Annotated in this window: 22 protein-coding genes; 17 read left to right on the plus strand and 5 right to left on the minus strand. The window is 61.4% G+C overall.

The annotated features are described in order from the left end of the window. Positions 1–204: 204 nt before the first annotated feature. The 8 genes from ACVWY0_RS05310 (at position 205) to ACVWY0_RS05345 (ending at position 8,747) form a co-directional block, all read left to right on the plus strand. The gene (locus ACVWY0_RS05310; RefSeq protein ID WP_485835748.1) at positions 205–1,974 is read left to right on the plus strand and encodes a DNA primase family protein; all 1,770 of its coding nucleotides are present in this window, start codon (positions 205–207) and stop codon (positions 1,972–1,974) included. 25 nt (positions 1,975–1,999) lie between these two features. Beyond that, a complete protein-coding gene (locus ACVWY0_RS05315; protein WP_485835749.1) occupies positions 2,000–5,290 on the plus strand; it encodes a hypothetical protein in 3,291 nt (1,096 codons plus the stop codon). Between the two features lie 129 nt (positions 5,291–5,419). Further along, positions 5,420–5,722 carry a PDDEXK family nuclease gene (locus tag ACVWY0_RS05320; protein ID WP_485835750.1) on the plus strand — a complete coding sequence of 101 codons (303 nt, stop codon included), beginning with the start codon at positions 5,420–5,422 and terminating at the stop codon, positions 5,720–5,722. Between the two features lie 20 nt (positions 5,723–5,742). After that, positions 5,743–6,054 carry a hypothetical protein gene (locus ACVWY0_RS05325; protein WP_485835751.1) on the plus strand — a complete coding sequence of 104 codons (312 nt, stop codon included), beginning with the start codon at positions 5,743–5,745 and terminating at the stop codon, positions 6,052–6,054. A gap of 150 nt (positions 6,055–6,204) precedes the next feature. Further along, positions 6,205–7,170 (plus strand): TM2 domain-containing protein, encoded by a 966-nt coding sequence (locus ACVWY0_RS05330; RefSeq protein WP_485835752.1) that lies wholly within the window; start codon positions 6,205–6,207, stop codon positions 7,168–7,170. Between the two features lie 195 nt (positions 7,171–7,365). Further along, positions 7,366–7,857 carry a hypothetical protein gene (locus tag ACVWY0_RS05335; protein WP_485835753.1) on the plus strand — a complete coding sequence of 164 codons (492 nt, stop codon included), beginning with the start codon at positions 7,366–7,368 and terminating at the stop codon, positions 7,855–7,857. A gap of 9 nt (positions 7,858–7,866) precedes the next feature. Beyond that, positions 7,867–8,013, plus strand: a complete 147-nt coding sequence (locus tag ACVWY0_RS05340) for a hypothetical protein (RefSeq protein ID WP_485835754.1) — start codon at positions 7,867–7,869, stop codon at positions 8,011–8,013. A 29-nt stretch (positions 8,014–8,042) separates the two neighbouring features. After that, the gene (locus ACVWY0_RS05345; protein WP_485835755.1) at positions 8,043–8,747 is read left to right on the plus strand and encodes an SOS response-associated peptidase; all 705 of its coding nucleotides are present in this window, start codon (positions 8,043–8,045) and stop codon (positions 8,745–8,747) included. Between the two features lie 39 nt (positions 8,748–8,786). Here ACVWY0_RS05345 and ACVWY0_RS05350 read toward each other — a convergent pair whose 3' ends face one another. Together ACVWY0_RS05350 and ACVWY0_RS05355 are read right to left on the minus strand one after the other, a co-directional pair. Further along, positions 8,787–9,014, minus strand: a complete 228-nt coding sequence (locus ACVWY0_RS05350; protein WP_485835756.1) for a DUF2188 domain-containing protein — start codon at positions 9,012–9,014, stop codon at positions 8,787–8,789. 168 nt (positions 9,015–9,182) lie between these two features. After that, the gene (locus ACVWY0_RS05355) at positions 9,183–10,187 is read right to left on the minus strand and encodes an ATP-dependent DNA ligase (RefSeq protein ID WP_485835757.1); all 1,005 of its coding nucleotides are present in this window, start codon (positions 10,185–10,187) and stop codon (positions 9,183–9,185) included. A gap of 84 nt (positions 10,188–10,271) precedes the next feature. Between ACVWY0_RS05355 and ACVWY0_RS05360 the strand changes: the two genes are divergently transcribed. The 6 genes from ACVWY0_RS05360 to ACVWY0_RS05385 all read left to right on the plus strand — a co-directional run bounded on the left by ACVWY0_RS05360 (position 10,272) and on the right by ACVWY0_RS05385 (position 13,820). Then, entirely contained in the window at positions 10,272–10,772 is a 501-nt protein-coding gene (locus ACVWY0_RS05360) for a hypothetical protein (RefSeq protein WP_485835758.1), read from the plus strand. Between the two features lie 45 nt (positions 10,773–10,817). Next, positions 10,818–11,231 carry a hypothetical protein gene (locus ACVWY0_RS05365; RefSeq protein ID WP_485835759.1) on the plus strand — a complete coding sequence of 138 codons (414 nt, stop codon included), beginning with the start codon at positions 10,818–10,820 and terminating at the stop codon, positions 11,229–11,231. Then, a complete protein-coding gene (locus ACVWY0_RS05370) occupies positions 11,228–11,485 on the plus strand; it encodes a hypothetical protein (RefSeq protein ID WP_485835760.1) in 258 nt (85 codons plus the stop codon). Before ACVWY0_RS05365 ends, ACVWY0_RS05370 begins: the two co-directional genes overlap by 4 nt. Then, positions 11,482–11,817, plus strand: coding sequence for a hypothetical protein (locus ACVWY0_RS05375; protein WP_485835761.1), 336 nt, complete (start codon positions 11,482–11,484; stop codon positions 11,815–11,817). Before ACVWY0_RS05370 ends, ACVWY0_RS05375 begins: the two co-directional genes overlap by 4 nt. An 82-nt stretch (positions 11,818–11,899) precedes the next feature. Beyond that, positions 11,900–12,262 carry a glutaredoxin family protein gene (locus ACVWY0_RS05380; RefSeq protein WP_485835762.1) on the plus strand — a complete coding sequence of 121 codons (363 nt, stop codon included), beginning with the start codon at positions 11,900–11,902 and terminating at the stop codon, positions 12,260–12,262. 64 nt (positions 12,263–12,326) lie between these two features. Further along, positions 12,327–13,820 (plus strand): SNF2-related protein, encoded by a 1,494-nt coding sequence (locus ACVWY0_RS05385; protein WP_485835763.1) that lies wholly within the window; start codon positions 12,327–12,329, stop codon positions 13,818–13,820. Between the two features lie 66 nt (positions 13,821–13,886). Here ACVWY0_RS05385 and ACVWY0_RS05390 read toward each other — a convergent pair whose 3' ends face one another. The 3 genes from ACVWY0_RS05390 to ACVWY0_RS05400 form a co-directional block, all read right to left on the minus strand. Continuing rightward, complete coding sequence (locus tag ACVWY0_RS05390; RefSeq protein WP_485835764.1) at positions 13,887–14,366, minus strand: hypothetical protein; 480 nt, start codon at positions 14,364–14,366, stop codon at positions 13,887–13,889. A gap of 54 nt (positions 14,367–14,420) precedes the next feature. Beyond that, complete coding sequence (locus tag ACVWY0_RS05395) at positions 14,421–15,779, minus strand: hypothetical protein (protein WP_485835765.1); 1,359 nt, start codon at positions 15,777–15,779, stop codon at positions 14,421–14,423. A gap of 346 nt (positions 15,780–16,125) precedes the next feature. After that, positions 16,126–16,599 carry a LysM peptidoglycan-binding domain-containing protein gene (locus tag ACVWY0_RS05400; protein WP_485835766.1) on the minus strand — a complete coding sequence of 158 codons (474 nt, stop codon included), beginning with the start codon at positions 16,597–16,599 and terminating at the stop codon, positions 16,126–16,128. Positions 16,600–16,808: 209 nt separating this feature from the next. Here ACVWY0_RS05400 and ACVWY0_RS05405 point away from each other — a divergent pair, with 209 nt between their 5' ends. The 3 genes from ACVWY0_RS05405 to nrdH all read left to right on the plus strand — a co-directional run bounded on the left by ACVWY0_RS05405 (position 16,809) and on the right by nrdH (position 19,211). After that, positions 16,809–17,756, plus strand: coding sequence for a hypothetical protein (locus ACVWY0_RS05405; protein ID WP_485835767.1), 948 nt, complete (start codon positions 16,809–16,811; stop codon positions 17,754–17,756). 142 nt (positions 17,757–17,898) lie between these two features. Further along, positions 17,899–18,894, plus strand: coding sequence for a hypothetical protein (locus ACVWY0_RS05410; RefSeq protein ID WP_485835768.1), 996 nt, complete (start codon positions 17,899–17,901; stop codon positions 18,892–18,894). A 20-nt stretch (positions 18,895–18,914) separates the two neighbouring features. Beyond that, positions 18,915–19,211 (plus strand): glutaredoxin-like protein NrdH, encoded by a 297-nt coding sequence (nrdH, locus tag ACVWY0_RS05415; RefSeq protein ID WP_485835769.1) that lies wholly within the window; start codon positions 18,915–18,917, stop codon positions 19,209–19,211. Positions 19,212–19,343: the final 132 nt, after the last annotated feature.

Here is a 19,343-nt window from a genome sequence, read left to right on the forward strand (position 1 = left end):
TGGAATCCACGAAAACCAGCCAAAACGAGGTCGCCACCCTACACGGGGATGCGGCCTCGTTTTCCCTTGAGAGGTTGCTTGATCCAACGAATATACATAAACTCATGACTAGCCGTTTCTTCGCAATTACGAGCAGATTTGCACTCCCACAATGTAACTCTGTCCGGCAGTCGAAACAGCCGCCCACACCCGAAAGGTCTCGCTATGGCTGTCCCACAGAACGAAATCATCCGGTCTGCCACGCAGAAATACCTGGCTGACCTTGATCCCAAAAATCCTCCGGCACCGCCGATTATCGAGCAGGAAATCCTCGACAAGGTGAACGCCGAGTTCACGATCGAAAACGAAGGCCGCGCACCCGGCAACAAAATCATTTTGCTTAGGAAGCTCACCTGCACCCAGATCGCCCAGATCATGCTGAAGCTTCACCGCGTGGTGCGTATCGCCCCCTCGGGCAAGAACACCGACCGGGACTACGACCTGCTGGCCATCTACGCCTCGGAAGGCGACGACGAGGGTGTCTACCTCACCAGCGACGACGGATTCCGCAGCGTGGCCCGCAGCTACAACTACGATCTGACCACCAATGACTTCCGTGAAGTCCACGCGGCCCTGAAAGATAGCGCCCCTCGCACCTACCGCTGCGACGACCGCGACTTGATTGCCGTCAAGAACGGTGTCTTCGACTTCCACACCAAGAAGTTGCGCGACTTCAGTCCCAACCTGGTGTTCCTGTCCAAGTCTCAGGTCGAATACAACCCCAACGCCATCAATGTCCCCATCACCCACCCCGGAGACAAAACCGTCTGGGACGTTGAGTCCTGGATGTCCGAACTTTCCGACGATCCGGAGATCGTGGAGCTGCTGTGGGAGATCCTCGGCGCCATCATCCGCCCACACGTCCGCTGGAACAAATCCGCATGGTTCTACGCGGAGCAGGGCAACAACGGTAAGGGCACTTTGTGCGAACTGATGCGCAACCTTACCGGGCCGGCGACTTACGCCTCGATTCCCATCAGCGACTTCGGCAAGGAGTTCCTGCTTGAGCCGCTGACCAGGGCCAGCGCCATCATCGTTGACGAGAACGACGTCGGCACCTTCGTCGACAAGGCGGCGAATCTGAAAGCGATCATCACCAACGACGTGATCTCCATCAACCGCAAGCACAAGATGCCGATTGCCTTCCAGTTCTGGGGCTTCATGGTGCAGTGCCTGAACGAGTTCCCCAGAATCAAGGACAAGTCGGATTCCTTCTACCGCAGGCAGCTGTTTGTGCCCTTCACCAAATGCTTTACAGGCGTGGAGCGGAAGTACATCAAAAATGACTACCTGCACCGCGATGACGTTCTGCAATACGTGCTCAAGCGGGTCCTGCATATGGACTATTACTCGTTGTCGGAACCACTGGCCACCCAGCTGGTGCTCGCAGAATACAAGCAGTTCAACGACCCCGTCCGGGCCTTCTTCGAGGAGTTCGAGGACCAGTTCACCTGGGATCTGCTGCCCTTCCCGTTCCTGTACGACCTGTACCGCGTCTGGTTTGGCCAGACTTCGCCCTCCGGTTCGCCGGTGGGCAGGAACATCTTCATCAAGGATCTGGTGGCCATCGTCAAGCAGTCGCCGACCTGGTACTGCACGGACAAAGAACTGAAGATCCGGCCCAGCAACAAGCTCTCCACCCCGGAGCCACTGGTGGTGGAATACGACCTCAAGGACTGGACCAACAAGACATACACCGGAACCACGGTGGCGCAGCGGGCGCTGCCCTATCCGCTGAAGGCGTCCTACCGAGGACTGCTGCGGCGTGTGCCGCAGTCTGTGCAGGACCCGGACGACCCTGATCCCGATGACACCGGCAGCACCAACGGTGCCGGTGGCTTCGTCGACACTTCAGCGACACCCTTCACCGCAAATGACGCGCCTGGGTCAGCATCCGTTGACCCGAGCGCCGAGTTCGCAAGCTCATCCACCTAAACCCACCTCAAAGGAGGTCACCCTCATGTCCGCCACAAAGACTCCGGTGACATCGCGCAACGCCCTCTTCACGTTCTACGACATCGAGTCTTTGAACAACGTCTTCACGCTCTGCACGTTCACCCCGCACACCAACCAGATCGAGGTCTTCTACCTCGTGGACCCGGCCAACACGGAGCTTGTCACTGAACTCGGCGGCTCGCTGATTGACGTGCCCCGGACCTGGCACACCATCGTTGAGAAGAACCCTGCCTACGCCGGCGGCCCCGGTCAGCGGCCCATCGCTTTCTGGGATCTGAGCACCCTGGAGGCCAACGAACGCCTGGTCAGCATTTTCGGCCTCTCCGACGCCGAACATGTGAACAACTCGAAGTCCGAATCGACGTATCCGTCAAAGTTCAGGATCGTCTGTGACACGGACCCCGACTATGACCCGCTGACCAAGCACCCCTTCCTGGCCGGCTACAACTCCTTTGCCTATGACACCGTCATGCTGGCGGTGTACCTGATGGAAGCCTTCGGTCACATCGGACCCGGCACGGAGTTTGTTCCGGTCAAGGCATCGGCGATGCGTGCGCACAACAACAACCTCTTTAGCGACGAGTTCCGTTCCTACATGCCCGGCTACCTCACCAAAGGCCCTGTGGCCGATGGTGCGGGCTGGAACTCGATTGTGCACAAGATCCGCCAGTCCATGATCAACACGGGACGGCATATCGACGTCGCGCGCCTGAACGAGGCCCAGCAGTTTGTGGGCCTCAAGCGCCTGCTGGGGATGCTCGGACGCCAGATCCTGGAGTCGGACAAGCTCGGCAGCCACAACGCCAACATCAACACCGTCGAGGAGCTGATGGACCTGCTGGCCTACAACGTCTCGGACGTGGTGGGCCTGGACAAGCTCTTTGAGCACTCCACCTACGCCAGCGCCTTCGACCTGAAGAAGGCACTCCTGGACGAATACCCGGAGACGATCTACGAGAAGAAGTACGACTCCTATGCCCCGGATATACGCCCCCACAAGGTCCGCCGGGGCCGGCTGACCCCCGATGCCTCCTCAGCCAAGTTCGTGGGTCTCATTCTGAGCCCCTACGGAAACCTGAACGACATCGAGACCGTCAGCTTCATGTACCCCTCCGAGTCGGTCGCGCGGGAGCAGAACATCCCCCGGGTGAACGTCCTGGATTCCTCCAGGGAGTTCTTCTTCGAGAACATTGAAGATCCGGACGCCCGGGCTGAGTTCATGAAGGTCCACGACTACTACAAGTCCATCGAGGGCAAGAACTTCAACGACTCCGAGGAGTACCGGCAGTGCTTCCCGTTATCCAGGCTCGGCGTTTCCTACCTGGCGAACATCCCCAAGGCCCCAAACAACCTGTCGTACTTCGCAGCAGACGGCACTCCGTCGACCTGCTTCGCGACCTTCTCCACCGGCGGCATCCATGGGGCAGAAGCCAACACGGCTGCCTACAAGACGGACGTTATCGAGTACCTGGAAGCTCAGCTTGCGCTGGACGAAGCGAAAGCCTGCTTCCCGGATGCCGGGGAGCTGCTGGCCGAGGCCAAGCGGCAGGCGGCCCTGGTGGTGCTCCCTGACGGTACCGAGATCAGCTACAAGGCCGTTTTGCTGGGGAGCAACCCAGAGAAGGTCCACTACCGCAAATCAGCCCCCAAGGCTGAAGTGGAAGCGGGCACTGACTGGGACGGGATGATCGCCAAGGCCCAGGAGTTCTACCCGAACCCCGCGGACCTGCTGGCTCTGGCCAAGGCGGAGCCGCACAACCTCACGCTGCCCAATGGCCGCGTCGTGGACTACCGCAAAGTACTTTCCAACTCGACCCAAAAGGACGCCGCCTACCGCGATACGCCACAGAAGAAGAGCCCCGAACTGTTTGTCGCCAAGACCGACGGCTCCAACAAGCTCAATCCGAAGTACACGTTCACCTCGGCCGCGGCCGCGACGCATGAGGACTTCACCAGCTACTACCCCAACATGCTCCGAAACATGAGCGCGTTCTACAACGAAGAACTTGGGGCAGACCGCTACGCGAAGATCTTCTTCGACAAGGAACGCTACGGACGCGAGATGAAAGCACCCGGTATCAGCGCAGCAGAGAAGACCCATCTTGCTGCTCTGCGCAACGGCACCAAGCTGATCCTGAACACAGCTTCCGGCGCCGGCGACACGACGCACAAGACCCCCATCCGGATGAACAACCAGATCATCTCGATGCGGATCATCGGCCAGCTGTTCTCCTGGCGCATCGGCCAGGCCCAGACACTGGCCGGGGCCCGGATCATCTCCACCAACACTGATGGTCTGTACTCGGTCCTGGACGAGGAGACCAACAACCGTGTGCTCGCGGAGCAGGCAGCGTTGATCCACGTCGACATCGAGCCCGAACCGCTGCTGCTGGTCAGCAAGGACTCCAACAACCGCATGGAACTTGAAGTCCCCAAGGACCCGTCCAGGAAGTGGGAAACGAAGATCATCTCCGCTTCGGGAGCTTCGCTGTCCTGCCACGCGGGACCGCACCCGACCAAGAGCCTGGCGCATCCCGCTGTGCTCGATCACGGTCTGGCGCAGTACCTCCGACTCATCATTGGCGAGTACCAGCCCGTCTGGCGCAATACGCCCCTCTCACTGGAGGAACCGCTGGACCGGGAAATCGGCAAGAACCTTCTTACCGATGTCATCAGCAATGATGACCCCGTCCACGCAGCCCAGCTGTTCCAGAACGTGATCGCCGCTTCATTCGGGTCCATCACCTACCCCTTCGCATCCGATGCCTGGGTGGAGGGCGAAGATCCTGATGAGATCCGGAACCCGCGGGCGCTCCAGCACTTCAACCGCATGTTCATCGTCAGGCCGGGAACCCCCGGCGCGGTGAACCTGCGGGCGGCCGGCGCCTGGGTGGTCACGGCAGTGTCCGTGGCCAAGCGCCAGCGCGACGGGGCAAATCCGGTGGCCACCGATCCGATCGCCAGGGCCATCCTGCGTCAGCAGGGTCTGGCCAGGGATCACATGGACGCAATGAAGAACAACCTGACACTGCTGCCTGCGAACCAGGACGTTGCCGTCAGGAAGATCTCGGGCATTGATCCCAAGTGGAGCGTGCTGATCATCAACGATGACCTGCACTGCCTTCCGGAGAACGAGCTGCGGGAGCTGCTCGGCTGCCTGGACCTGGACATCTACAACCAGATGCTGGCCGAGTCGTTCGAGGGCAACTGGATGAACGAGACGGACAACGACGCTCTTCTGAACGGCCCCCTGGTTCAGGAACCCGAAGAGGAGCCGGCCACAGCCAACGCGTAGCACCTTCGATCCAACGGCAGGCGGTGATTCGGACTGAAAAGTCCGGGTTGCCGCCTGCTGTTGTGTCAGCCCCACTTCACTGTTTGCCCATCCCATCCCTACCTGAGCAAAGAATCGCTGAACTCCGCCATGACCACACCAGAAGGCATCATCGACAAGCACCTCCTCAAGCAGTGCAAGGCGCTGAAATTCATGTGCCTGAAATTCACCTCCCCCGGCAACAACGGCGTCCCTGACAGGGTCGTCATTGGCAACGGCCAGACGGTCTTCATCGAGCTCAAGCGCCCCGGTAAGGGGCCCAGACGGCTTCAGAAAGAAGTCATCGCCGAGATGCGCAGCCACGGGGCGGAAGTCCGCGTGGCCAACACCACCGAGCAGGTCGACGACCTGCTCGCAGAGCTGATTCGCAGCCCTTCGGGCGCCGTCCAATAAACCACTGAACAGGAGCCACCATGACCGAGACATCGGAGACCAAGGATCTGCTGCGCCAGCAGCTGGCAGAGACACTGCCGAGCGCGACACCGGATCAGGTCGAGGAACTCATGACCATGGCCGCCGCTACGGGCAGAACTGAGGCCGGCGGGGGTCCTGTCCACCACCTCACCTGGCCAACCTCCTCAACGTATCTCTGTGGGGCAGACGCCGTCGGCCGGCGGAGCACCGAACGCGACACGGACCACTGGAACACCACCTGCTCCAACTGCCTCAACCACAGAATGCACCCTTTCGCTCAGGAAGCAGCCATTGAGGCCAACGACCCCTGAGCTATCCCCGGTTCACAGGAACCCGGGCTCACTTCGATCCACAATTCACACAGCAGCATAGAAGTACCATATGCTTTGTTCAAAGTGGCATTTTATGCTGGTTTACCCTAACACTCACTCACTTCCGCATACCTCCACAGAAGGACACCAATGAGCCATCCCAGTTATCCCCACGCGCCCCAGAACGAAGGGACCACGGCGCCGCCCGTCCCACAGCCCTCCCCCGGCTTCGGGGGCCCGGGCCAGTATCAAGGAGAGCAGTTCGGCGGATACCAGCCCGGGCCCTCCGGGCAAATTCCCTACGCCGGTGGACCGGGAAAGTCCTTCGTGACCACCTGGATTCTGTCCCTCCTGCTCGGCAACCTGGGTGTAGACCGCTTCTACCTCGGCAAGATCGGCTCCGGTGTCGCCAAGCTCCTGACGCTCGGTGGCCTGGGCATCTGGTCCATCGTGGATCTGATCATCACTCTGACCGGGAATACCAAGGACAAGGACGGCCGTCCGCTGGAAGGCTACCCGGAACACAAGAAGATGGCCTGGATCGTCACCGCCAGCCTCTGGGCGGTCAGTGTCGTCCTCGGAATCATCTACACCGCGATGTCCTTTGCCATGGCCTCACAGCTGCTTGAAGGACGGAACCTCCCGGTTGCTCCGCCGATTCCCTCCGCTTCACTGGCCGCACCGAGCGCCTCGGCCAAGCCGTCAGCAGGCTCCACCACCGCCAGCGATGCGAACTCCATCGTGGTCACGGTGGCCAAGGGCAACACCGTGAGGGTCGGCGTCCTTGACTCCCTCTACACCGCTGAGATCCCCGGCATGTCATACATGAAGCCGCAGAACGGAGGGTTCCTCTTGGTCGATGTTTCCTGGCAGACCCTGACGGGAAGCACCAACTCCGCTCCGACCAACTTCGAGGTCTTCGACTCGGAGGGTAAAGAGGGCGAGCGGATCTACCTTGAGGAGGGAATGGGCGGCCTGCCAAACCAGGAAGTTGCCGCCGGCGATGTCAGCCAGGGAGTGATCGCATTCGACATCAAGAAGGGCCCGGTCCAGGTCGTGGTCAACGATGAATTCGGCGACAAGGCGTCCACCTTCACCCTGACTCCTCCCCAGTAATTGATTACAAGAGAAACCCGCACTCCACGTTCCCGTGGGGTGCGGGTTTCTTGCATATGTGCGCTTACACCCGTGTGCCCGGGACAGGAGCCTGACCGTGGCAAACTGGCTTCCATGGACTCGCCAGAGAAGCAGGACGCCGGCACAAATATCGTCTTGAAAGACGCCATCGAAAGATGCGCCCAGCATGTCCGGATGAACGCATATAGCTACTACCGGGGCCAGGCGGCCCTGCACGGGTCAGCGTATTTCGGGCCCACTCGCGTGGCGGTCTTCAAGGTCGGGTCCCGCTGGATGGTCAGCGAACAGGAAATCCAGGATGCCGTCGCCGTAATCCGCCAGCGAAACCAGGACCGCCAGGAGGCAACTGCCGCCTACGCGGACCGACGCCTCAGTGATTCAGGCACCACCGTTGAGACCGAGTGGGGCTCCTACAGCGTGCGGGGGCTGTTTCACCGCATGACGCAGCGACCTCCTTCCAGCCCCGTGGCAGTCAGCAGCTGGCGCTGCAACGAGTGCTTCAGGTTCGCCACCACTGAGCACGATCACGAAGAGTGCCACCTCTGCCGGGACTGGTCTGGCTGCAATCGTGACTGCACGCTCTCCGCGGCCAGGTGCGACACCTGCGGTACCCGCATGGAACTGGGACACAGGCCGGCGGCTTCGACAGTCGCAGAGACCAAATAAACTCTTCCGGTGATACTTACCGGCACCGTCACCACTTCAGACGAGAATTACGACCACATCAGCGCCGAAGGCGCGACCTACGACGAAGCACGCGGGAACCTCTACGCGCTTCTCAAGGACGGCCAAAAGCTCATCGTCATTCGCGCCGACAGCTAAGCCGCGCCCGCGTCAGGCAGAATGGCCTCATGTGCGGCAGATACGTGATGTCCAAGGCGACCGGTGACCTTCTGAGCTACTTCGATGCCAAGGAAGTAGAGGGAACTCCTCCCCCGCCCAGCTGGAACGTGGCGCCCACCCAGGACGTGCCCATCGTGGCTGAACGGCTCGACGAAGGCAGTATCGAGCGGCATCTGCTGGTGGCCCACTGGGGCCTGGTGCCGTCCTGGGCCAAAGACATCAAGATCGGCAACAAGCTGATCAACGCCCGCAGCGAGACCATCCTGGAGAAACCGTCGTTCCGGAAAGCCGCCGTCAAGCGCAGAGCTATTGTCCCGGCCGACGGCTACTTTGAGTGGCAGAAGACCGAAGACGGCAAGAAGATCCCCAACTACCTCTACTCGGAAAACGAGCCAGTTCTGGGCTTCGCCGGGCTGTACGAATGGTGGGCAGATCCGGCGGTGCCCGAAGATGACCCCGCACGGTGGATGCTCAGCTGCACGGTGCTGACCACGACCGCCCAGGACGCCCTAGGCCACGTCCACGACAGGTCACCGGTCATCATCCCGAAAGACAGATTCGCTGAGTGGCTCGACCCCGATATGACAGACAAGAACGACGTCCAGCACTCGCTGGACTCCCTGCCTGAGCCGGTCCTGACACCTCGAATCGTCAGCACGAGGGTGAACAGCGTCCGGAACAACGGGCCCGAGTTGATCGAGCCGGCTGAATAAGCGCGGTCTTCACCAGCACGCGTTCAGAAACAGCCTGCGTCAGCCCGGGACGTTCCGGGGGTCGTTGCCGTAGCTGTTCTTCTCCGCAATCTGGCCGTCCTGATTCTTGATGACGTGCTCGACCTTGTCGGTTTTCGCGGCTTCACGGCCGGCAGCTACTGCTTCATCCTTGGTGCTGTAGTCGGCGCCGAATGCACGACCGTTGCCCTCGCGCTTGTTCTTCCACGCACCATTTTCGTAGTACGTCTCGATGTCACCCTGAGCCACTGAACACTCCCTCTGCCGTTCCGGATTCTGACAACACTGCTGCACAAGCGCAGATACTGAAAAGCCCCGCAGCACGATTCGTAAAGCGGGGCCTTCCTGAGAACCGCTCCGCCTGATGGGGGCCTGACGGAGAAGCTGACACCAACCTAATAGCAAGCATGCTTACTTTCAAGTTTGCCGGGATCGCACGTCGGCGACTGCCAGTTCGGGCCGCGACCGCAGATACCTGACGGCATGACGGAAGGCGTTCCCCGTCCAGGCCGTGTCTGCTGAGATTTCCACGACCAGAGGTTCCACCCGGGTCAGGGTCACAGACCCTTTGTCCTTGCTGAACCTGTTCAGCGTGGTCTCAGTGATGACCTCCGGCCACGGATGAGCGCCTTGCGGCGGCTGCAAGTATGCAGCCAGATCCTGTGCCGCCTTCGCCGTCAGCGGTGTGGACCTGCCAACGATCCGTAGCCGACCCTCAACAGGAAGGCCCACCACGATGGACTGCGGACGCGACATCGGACCGATCACGGCGGCACAGACCACATCCACAGATTCGCGGTGCTTAACCTTCCACCATTGCCTAACGCCGCCTTCATATTTTTGCGCTGCCGCTTTGCAGACCAACCCTTCCAGCCCTGCGTGGTGAAGTTCCTCGAACCATGTCAGCGCCTGGGCGCGGGCCCTGGTCACGGGCGAGAGGTTCAGCGGAGGCTCCCAGTCAGCCGCCAACTGCTCCAGCAGCTCCCGCCGCTGTATCAGGGGCGCGTCCCTGATGTCATGCCCGGCCACGGCCAGCAGATCAAACGCCACGAACGATGCCGGCTGTTCCCGGACCAAGTCACGCAACCCCACCTTTGAGGCCACCAGGCGCCGCTGTAGAGCATCAAAGTCCAGCCGGTCAGCCGTCCAGATCACGGCCTCCCCATCCAGCACACAGCCAGGGGGAACCTGAGCCTCGATGGCCTCCTGGAGATCGGGCAGATACCGCGTCAAATCCTTGCCTTGGCGAGACCACAAAGAGACCCCGCCGGCGCTCACCTGGGCGCACAAACGATAACCGTCCCATTTCGGTTCGTACATGCAGCCACCGGGCAGCGCGCTCTCGGCCGGCACCGATTCCACAGCCTTGGCCAATGCCAGCGAAACAGGAGGGCGCAGAGCCGGGGGCACGTCCTCTGTCATGGCACACACGCTACAGCGCCCGATAACCACCTCGCCGATTTACGCATCACCCCAACCCATCAGCCCCGTCGAAGGAGCACACCCATGTCCACGAATGACCAGCTTGAAAGAGCCGAACCAGCAGCTCAGCACGTTCATCGCATCGAAATCCGGATCTCCGGTGGTTTCCCCGGAGGTCTTCGGGGCGACATCACCTTCAGGGGTGTCTGTGACGCCCAGAACGGCACGCCGTGCCGCATGTGGTGCGACATGCCCGATTGCAGAGAAGAAGCCCAGGAAGGGCACGAGGGCCACGTTCTGACGGACCAGGGCGAGTGCGGGGTCATCAGCAGTCTCAACGCAGACCCCGGCTTCATCCCCGAGCTCTACGACGGGCCGGAGACGCAGCTGCGTCCGGGATTCATCGAGCTGTCCCAGGACATCGACGGCGTCACCTGGAGCTACAGCGGCCCGGCTGTTCCTGAGCCGGTCCCCACCTGTGGGGACGCCTGCCGACACCAGTGCCCGGAATGCAGGATGGGCCTCGGCTCACACCTGACATGCGACCCGCGCTGCGATCACCACGAACCGGCCAAGAGCCGCTAAAACGATCCCCGCATCCGGCCAGGACGCAGAACGGAGAACCTCACCATGGCAGCAACCAGCACCAAGTCCGTCACCAAGGCTGTGTTGTCGGGCTTCGTGCGCGACAACACAGCCTTGAACCTCACCCAGTCCAAAGCCCTCACCGAGCAGCTGCTCGCCGAATACAGCATCAGTGCGCAGCTTCCGGCTGATCCCATGAGCATCCCGGTCGAGACCGGCCAGGTGTGGCTGCACGCAGCCACCGGGCGCACTGTGTGGGTCACCAACATCGAGTTGGGTCCGCAATACGTCGCCAACGATCCGGTGACCTCCTGGGGCCCGGAGAGCGTGTCCTGGCAGGACACCACAGATCCACTGTCCACCGGCACCGTGCCGACCATCACCTGGCGCCAACACATGCGCCCCGTCGGACCTCCTCACACCACCGAAAATCCTGAAGAAAGCAGCGACCAGCCATGAGCCCCCGCAAGACCAAGTACCAGCGCGCCGTCGAGACCGCAGATGCCTTCAACCAGAAACACCCGCAGGGAACTCCCGTCCACTTCTGGCCGGGCATACACCAAGCCGCGCCCTTGAAATCCCGTACGCGCGGCGAAGCGTGGGCACTGCCCTCGGGCGAGCCCGTCGTTAGGGTCGAGGGTCGCCCCGGTGGAATTGCCTTGTCGCACATCGAAGTCCTCGCCGTACTCACTGAGAGTGAGCTGGTCTCGTGATCATCCCCAACATTCCCGTCACCGAATCACTGATCCATCCCCGGCCCGAGCAACCCACGCACGTCCACTGCGGAGAGTGCGGCACGACCTGGAAAGTGCCCGCCTTGGAGGCCCACCTGACCTACGACAAGGCCGTGGCCCACGGTGAGAACGAACATCCCGAAGTCGACGCACGCCTGAACGTCAAACCCGGCAAGGGGACGGCGGCGGACAAAGAAAACGCCGAACTCAAAGCCTGGGCTAAGAAGAAAGCCGCCGAAGCCCCGCCCATGTCCGCCGAACAGATAGACATCGTCGTGACCGCTTTCCGAAACGCCCTCAACCGCAAATAGACCTGACTCCACGCCCAATACCCGAGAAAGCCCCCGTCCAGTCGACGGGGGCTTTTCCTATGCCCTGAAAGCGAGGTGCTCCATGAGCATCACCACCGCAGCAAACGCCGAAACCCTTCCCACGGTCACCGTCTTCAGCAAAAACGACTGCTCGATCTGCGTCGCCACCGAAGCCAAGTTCACCGAACGCGGCATCCCCTTCCGCGAGATCAACGTCGAGACAGACACCGAACCCCGTGCCGAGTTCGGCAACAAGACCGCGTTCGAGCACGTCGTGGAGCGCTACGGGAAGTCCATGCCTGTCGTCGTCGTCGAGAACGGCACCTGGGGCGACGCCTGGACCGGCCGCCGGCACGACAAGATGATCGCGCTCATCCAGCTCTTCGAGAAGCTCGACGCCACCATCCCCGTCAATGAACGCGCGGCCCACAAGACCAACCTCTAGGCCGGAGCAGTCCCCCTGCCCGCCGCCGCACACACCCACAAACAGACGAAAGGACGGCTGCCCCGTGCCCATCACCATGCCCGACCTGCTGCCGCACCAGGCGCTCATCAAGCAGTACGTAATCGACCATCCCCACTGCGGAATCTTCCTTGGGGTTGGCGGCGGCAAGACACTCACAGTTCTGCATTCGCTGTCCTCGATCAGGCCGTCCGGACACATTCTGGTCATCGCCCCGGTCAATATTGCCCGCTCCACCTGGATCGACGAGATCGAGAAATGGGGCATTCCCCTGCGCACCCGGTCGCTGATCGTCAATGACAACGACAAGAAGCTCACCCGCGCCAAGCGCCTGGAACGCTACAAAGAGGTCTTCACCGAGCCGCCCACGATGTACTTCATCAACCAGGAGCTGGCCAAGGATCTGGTCGACAACATGCCGATGCTGGGCACCGGCAGGAACAAGGTCTTCCAGTGGCCCTTCCAGACAGTGATCATCGACGAGTCCCAGGGCGTGAAGAACCCCTCATCCGAGCGCTTCAAGGCCCTGAAGCAGGCGCGGCCGGCCATCATCCGGCTGATCGAGCTCACTGGCACACCCACCCCCAACGGGCTGCTTGACCTCTGGGCACAGGTCTACCTGCTGGATCAGGGCCTGGCGCTGGGCGAGACGATGACCTCCTACAAGCAGAAGTACTTCAGGGTCACTAAGTACGCCAACAACCGGCCCATTGCGTGGGAGCCCCTGCCAGGTGCTGAAGAGGAGATTTATGCTCGCGTGGCCCACCTGGTGATGAGCACAAAGAACACCAGCATCACCATGCCCGACGCCACCATCGAGGACGTCAACATCTCGATGACCAAGGACGAGCTGGCGGCATATCGGGACTTCAAGACCAATCTGGTCCTGGACCTGGCGGCCGAGAACCCCGGCGAGCCGATCCAGACGATCATCGCCCAGAACCAAGCGGTACTGACGAACAAGCTCGTCCAGTTCGCCTCGGGCACCCTGTACACCGACGAGGACCACAACTACCGGGTCATCCACGGGCACAAGGTCGAGATGACCGACTACCTGATCCGGAACACCGACGGCCCCGTGATCGTGGCCTACATGTTCCGCTCGGACAGGGCAGAGATCCTGCGCAGACTTACGGAGCTGGGCCACGACGCCCGGCCCTTCGACGGCTCCCGGGCCATGGTCAAGGAATGGAACCAGGGGAAAGTCCCGGTGATGCTGCTGCACCCGGCAAGCGCCGGCCACGGACTGAACCTTCAGGACGGCGGCAACACGCTGATCTGGTACACCGTGCCGTACTCGCTGGAGCACTACATCCAGACCAACGGCCGCCTGGACCGGATGGGTCAGAAGAAGCCGGTCACCATCTACAGGCTGATCACCAAGGGCACGCACGACACCCGTCTGCCGCTGAACCTGGAGCGCAAGCACCAGGTCCAGGAGGGTCTGCTTAGCGCGGTGTTCCTGGGTAACGACGAGTTCGCGGCGCTGGCCGAGGAATTCGCCAGCGATCTCTACGACCTGAACGCAGCTGTGTTCTGAGCCTGATTCCCGGGACACCTCATGGGGACATCACAATCCCCGGGAGGTGTCCCGTTGCGGACTCGGTTATGCACCCGGGATCGGGTTCTCAGCGACCCGGTAGGTGCCGTCACCCTTGTCAGTGATCGCTGCTATCCGCTGCGGGAATTCAGCCTGCAACTTCATGAACAACGGGCCGCTCATCTCATTGAGATTCTCGTTGTTCCAATAAGTGGTGGGGAAAAAGGTCAGCAGTGCGCGGACCATGTCTGAGGCCCACCCCATCCTCTGTTCGTCGGGAACAGTTTCGATCTGCTGGAACCTTCCGCGCTGGAAGGGCTTGTCGGCTTCCAGGATTTTGTAGCTGAGGATCGTCTGGCTCAGAAACTGACCAAGCTCAGGGTCCTCAACGACGCCGGTGTGACCTGGCTCCGGACGGATGTGGGCGTGGAAGATTTCCAGCCCGGTCCAATAGCTGACAACGAACTTTCGCTGACCGGCGGACACTTCCCCGTGCATCTGCTGACACTCGCCGGAGTTCTGCGGGAAGAACTTATTCTCATTCACAAGCTTTTTCTCGATTCAGGGGGTGCCGTTGCGGGGTGGTTTTCGGAAGCGGACTCAGTCCGGAATACGCGCGGAGAACCGTCCTCCGGTGAAGGCTGCGCGCGCTGCATTGATCGTCTCAGTGTCGTAGTGGCCCACCAACAGATCCAGGCCGACCATCGCTGCGACGTAGGCGTGTTCTTCGGGCATTGACCGGAGACACGTTGAGTAGACGTGCCGGACCCCTTCCAGGATCGCCTCCGGAGCAGGCAACGGCCGGGAATCTGTGCCCAGGACGGCGGCAACATCGCCTTCAATTGCTGACATCGGATCGAGGTCAAGCGCAATCCGGAAGACTGACACCGTCGTTGAACCCAGCGGCAGGTTGTAGGGCTGCGTGTACCGTTTCGCCGGCCTTTGCCCTGAACTGAACTCGCTCAACGTATTCACGATCGCATTCACCGCGGAGCCTGTCACAGCGTCCCTGCCCATCCGCGGATTGCGGGCTTTGTTGTCTGCTGCTTTGGCGCACCCCGGCCAGATCGCATAGTAGAACTCCCCAAGGGAGTGGTCTGCCCAGGCTTCCACGATGGACTCCCGGAAGCGGGTCAGCTGGGCTTCTGTCGGGTCATCAATGCCGCGGTCGTAGAGCTGCAACGTAAGGTACCGCTCGGCTTCCCACACGATCGACTTCCTGGCGAGCGTTTCGAGGTCCGCGGGGAACTTCTCAGCGGCCCCGTGCAGTTCTTCGGAAACGAGTCGTTCGATGGATTCAAAGCGCTCATCGAGAGTGCCTTCGCCGAACGGGTGCCAGTCGATCTCAAGCGGGCGGTAGTTGATGTGTTCGTCGAGGAATTCGATGTTCGCCGGCTGAGGTACGGCCGCGGGATAGATGATTCCCAGGTCGAAGAGCCGGCCGACGTCGTTTGAGGAGAACCCGGCCTTCTTGAGGAGCGCGCCGCGCAGCCGTTTGTCTTTGAAGGGGTCCGACTGGCTGAGCCTGTCCAGCAGCAACATCTCGTCGATCGTTACCAGCTCATCAGGCAACGGGCCGCCGAAGGAGGCGAGCCAGTTCTTGACCTGTTCCCGGTGACGGTCTGCTTCCATCGCTTGAGTCGCCGTGCAGGCCGCGCATCGCAAACCGGTGCTGCTGGAGCGCGTTGTTGACGCTGCGGCCCGGGAAGCAACCACAATCCCCTCGGGTATCGCCCCGCAGCCCGGGCACGCCGCCCCGATAAAGGTCGCCACGACGTGTTCGGCCGCAAGGGTGGCAGCCTCGCTGGCACTTACCGTCCCAAAGAGATCGGAGGACTGGTGTTCCCAGGCGATTTTTCCCCTCGCCCCTGCCCGGCAAGCCCAGTATTTCGCCGCATTCTCCGCTGACGCCTCATCAGTGAGCACTTCAACGTCAATGCGCCAGGTGTCGTCGAGCATTCTCCCGGACCTTCCCTATCAAATAGCCACTCGGGTCTTCCCCGGATCGTTGGCAGCCCATGGGAACTCTACCGGCGCAACGTGCCTTGAGTGACTGGATGTCAGAGCTTACCGGTGCGGCACCGGAACCCCTGCCCGTCGAAGACGGGCAATGGAGTTTTTGTCCCCGTGTCCATCACTGGGGGTGCTGGAAAACACGACCGACGAAGTGTTGACGTGGGAAGGAGGTGAGAGGCGCGGATGACCCCGCGTGGTCAGGCTGAAAGACCATCCGTGTTTCTGTGCCAAAACCACGACCGCGCGCAGCCGCTTCGGCGGCCGGCGGGTGCGTGATTTCCCCATGGCGTTATTTCTGGGGCGCCGCTGTGTTGTCCTGGCCTGGAATCAGGATGTAAGGAATGCGCAGGAGTGCATCGGCGTAGATCAGATCCACGTTGGGGATCGAGTTGTACTGCGCAAGACGCTCCACACTGACCCCGGTGTCCCGTGAAATCTGAGACAGGGTGTCTCCCCAGCGAATCAAATACACCGTGTCGGCGGGCTGAGCTTTTTCAGGAGCGCTTCCGCGCTCCGGGGGTGTAGTGGGTCCGGCGGTACTGGTTCCAGTCCCGTCGCCGGTTTCGTTGGCTGCGGCCTGGTCAGCACCGGCGACCGGTGCGGCATGGATTGCAGGCGGAGTGGCAAGAGACGCGAAGGCGTTCGTCAGCACGCCGTAGCCTCCGCCCAGCAACCCAAGCGCACAGATCAATGTGAACCCTCCGGCGACGGCCACTGGGGCCATTCCATATCCCAGCGGACCTGCCTTGGGTGCCGTGCTCACTTCAGTTCCCACAGTTGCCAACCTCTCATCGAAAACGGAGCGCGTGTCACTCACATAATAATTAGATTCTACTCATAATTCAGGGCTTTCTGCTACCCTAGTGCTACGCCGGAATGCCAAACAACGTTCACCGGAAAACCTTGCAAAATGCGCTGGTTTTCCAATGTCAATCCCCAAATACGCCCCCTTTTATCGAAAGGCTTACCGACATGGCTAACTACCAGGTAACCGCATCCCAGCTCACCCCGAACACGACCGTCCACATCAAGGGAAAGCTCACGTACTCCCGCCTGGCGAAGCTGGTCGACGGTGAGGATCTGGCCAAAGCAGACGCCATGCGCCTGAAGAACAACATGAACGCCATCGGCCGGGCCCACACCTCCGTGAACCTCTCCGAAGCCGAAGTTGTCTTCGCCAACCCGGCCAGCCCGACTCCCGAAGAGATCTTCGTGAGCGAACGCCGCTACATTTCCTCCAAGCACGCCGATCACGGCCAGTGCTACTCGATGGACAACAAGTCCACGAACCTGCCGATCGTCGGCGTGACCAACGAAGCCGGCGAGGTCGAGCAGATCGTCCTGGAAAGCGACCTCGCGGCCGGTCTCGAAGTCACCCTGGTGCTTCGGGTCTACAAGCCCAAGGGCTACTCCAACTGCGGGCTGTCCCTGGACCTGGTCCTGCTGCACGAGCCGGTCCGGTACTACAACCCGGGAGTGAACACCGGAGAGCTCGCCGCACGCGGCATCATCTTCGCGGCTCCGCCGAAGCAGGTCTCCGGTGCGGACGCTGTTGCAGCTGGCGCCACCAGCACCGGCGAGACCTACGCGGCCGCGGAGTCTCTGCCGGCCAACACCGACGCGGCGACGGGCCTTCCCGCCCCGGCCCCGGCAGCACCTGCTGTCGTGGCCACTCCCCCGGTCGTTCGTCCGGCTCCGGCACCTGCGGCCCCCGCGGCACAGGTCGCGCCGGCTGTGCAGGTGGTCGAGACCCCCGAACAGGAGCTCGCCCGTCTGCGTGCCCAGCTGGCGGCCCGTGATGCTGCCAGCGCCAACTCCGGCGGCGATTCGGCCTTCGGCGATGCGCCTGCCGGGGACGAGAGCCCCTGGAACGACCCGGCCAAGCAGCCGGTGGGACAGGGCATCTCCTACTCCGGCTAGAACCGTCAGCCGGAATTGAAACACCGCACTACCCCACGAATTGACCCGGAGTGCAACGAGAATCCCTCGCTTTGCACTCCGGGTCTTTTTTCACGACGCCCCCCAAATTCATCCCCTAAATCATCAGAAAAGTGACAGCTCCATGACTCAGCCACAAGCTCTGTGCCCGACCGATATAGACCCCGGCGCACTTTTCCCGGATTTCTATACCAACCCTGCCGTGCAGCTGTTGGCTGGCCACTCACGCTGGTCCGTCTCCGACAACGAGAAGATGCCCATCGACATGCGCGAACTCATGGTAACCGGACGGCTCTGGGGCGCACGGGAGATCAGCGAGACCTGCCTGGTGACGCTCAACGAACTCAAAGCCGTCCTGCCCAATGCTGCCAACAACGCCTTCTACCTCAAGGCCCAGACCGACGGCCTGCTGGTGCTCGACATCGAGAAGACCTGCCCACCGGAGGTCGCAGCGGAGCTGCTGGGCATGTCCGAGACCCTGTACAGCGAACTCTCCATGTCAGGCCGCGGCTACCACCTCCTGATGCCGCTGCCAGCGAATTTCTGGGACTATCCGCTGGCCACCGGCAAGCGGGTGCTCCGGGAAGAACACGGCTGGTACGAGATCCTGCTGGACCACTGGGTGACCTTCACCCGCACCGATGTTCCGGCAGAGCGCTTCCTGGGTCCGGATGAAGATGTCCTGCCGGTGGCTCCCGAGTGGGCTGAGCTCTACGCCAGCCTGGCTGAGAAGGCAGTGGAGACGCCGACCGTCGAGCTGGACATCAACGCAGAGAAGCCCGAGATCCCCAGAGAGGCACAGATCGTGGACCTGATGACCCGCCAGCCGCACAAGCGCGACCTGGCGACGTTCCACGGGGACTACTCCCGCTGGGAGTTCTCCATTTTGGGAGTGCTCTACAACCGGCTGACCGCCATTCTGGTGGCCATCAAGGATGTCGTGGACCACCCTTACGACGAGAACGACCAGGCGTGGTTGGTCTTTACGGCCGCCCAGCAGGTCATCCCGCCCAGGACCAAGCACGACGAATACCGCAACGAGATGCCGCTGCTGATGAACGCAACAGTGTCACTGATCGCCCGCCGATCTGCCAGCAGCAACACCGAGGCTCGGCAGTAGCTATGAATGGGGAGTGCAGTATGAGCACAGTAGATTTGCCGGCAGCGCCCGACGCGGAATATCACGTCACCGTCTACAGCAAACCTGCTTGCGTACAGTGCACCGCCACAAAACGGGCCCTGGACAAGAAAGGCTTGGTCTACCGCGAGGTCGATCTCACTGAGTCGGAGGAATCCCTGGAGTACGTCACCGAAGAGCTCGGCTACAGCATGGCACCTATCGTCGTGGTCGATGAGCACAATCATTGGTCCGGCTTCAGGCCCGACCGCATCGAAGCAACCGCGGCAGCTTTTGGATTGAGCAACAACCCGAACTGAGCGCACTGCCCCCACTTCATCACCTCAAAAACAGAGACCACCTCGTGGTCTCTGTTTTTTCTGCCCATGGACCAACCGCAAAGGCCAGTAGCTTGCCAGCTACCGGGATGGGCTGTGCACAAATACGCAATT

The sequence above is a fragment of the Arthrobacter sp. UYNi723 genome (assembly GCF_054057635.1).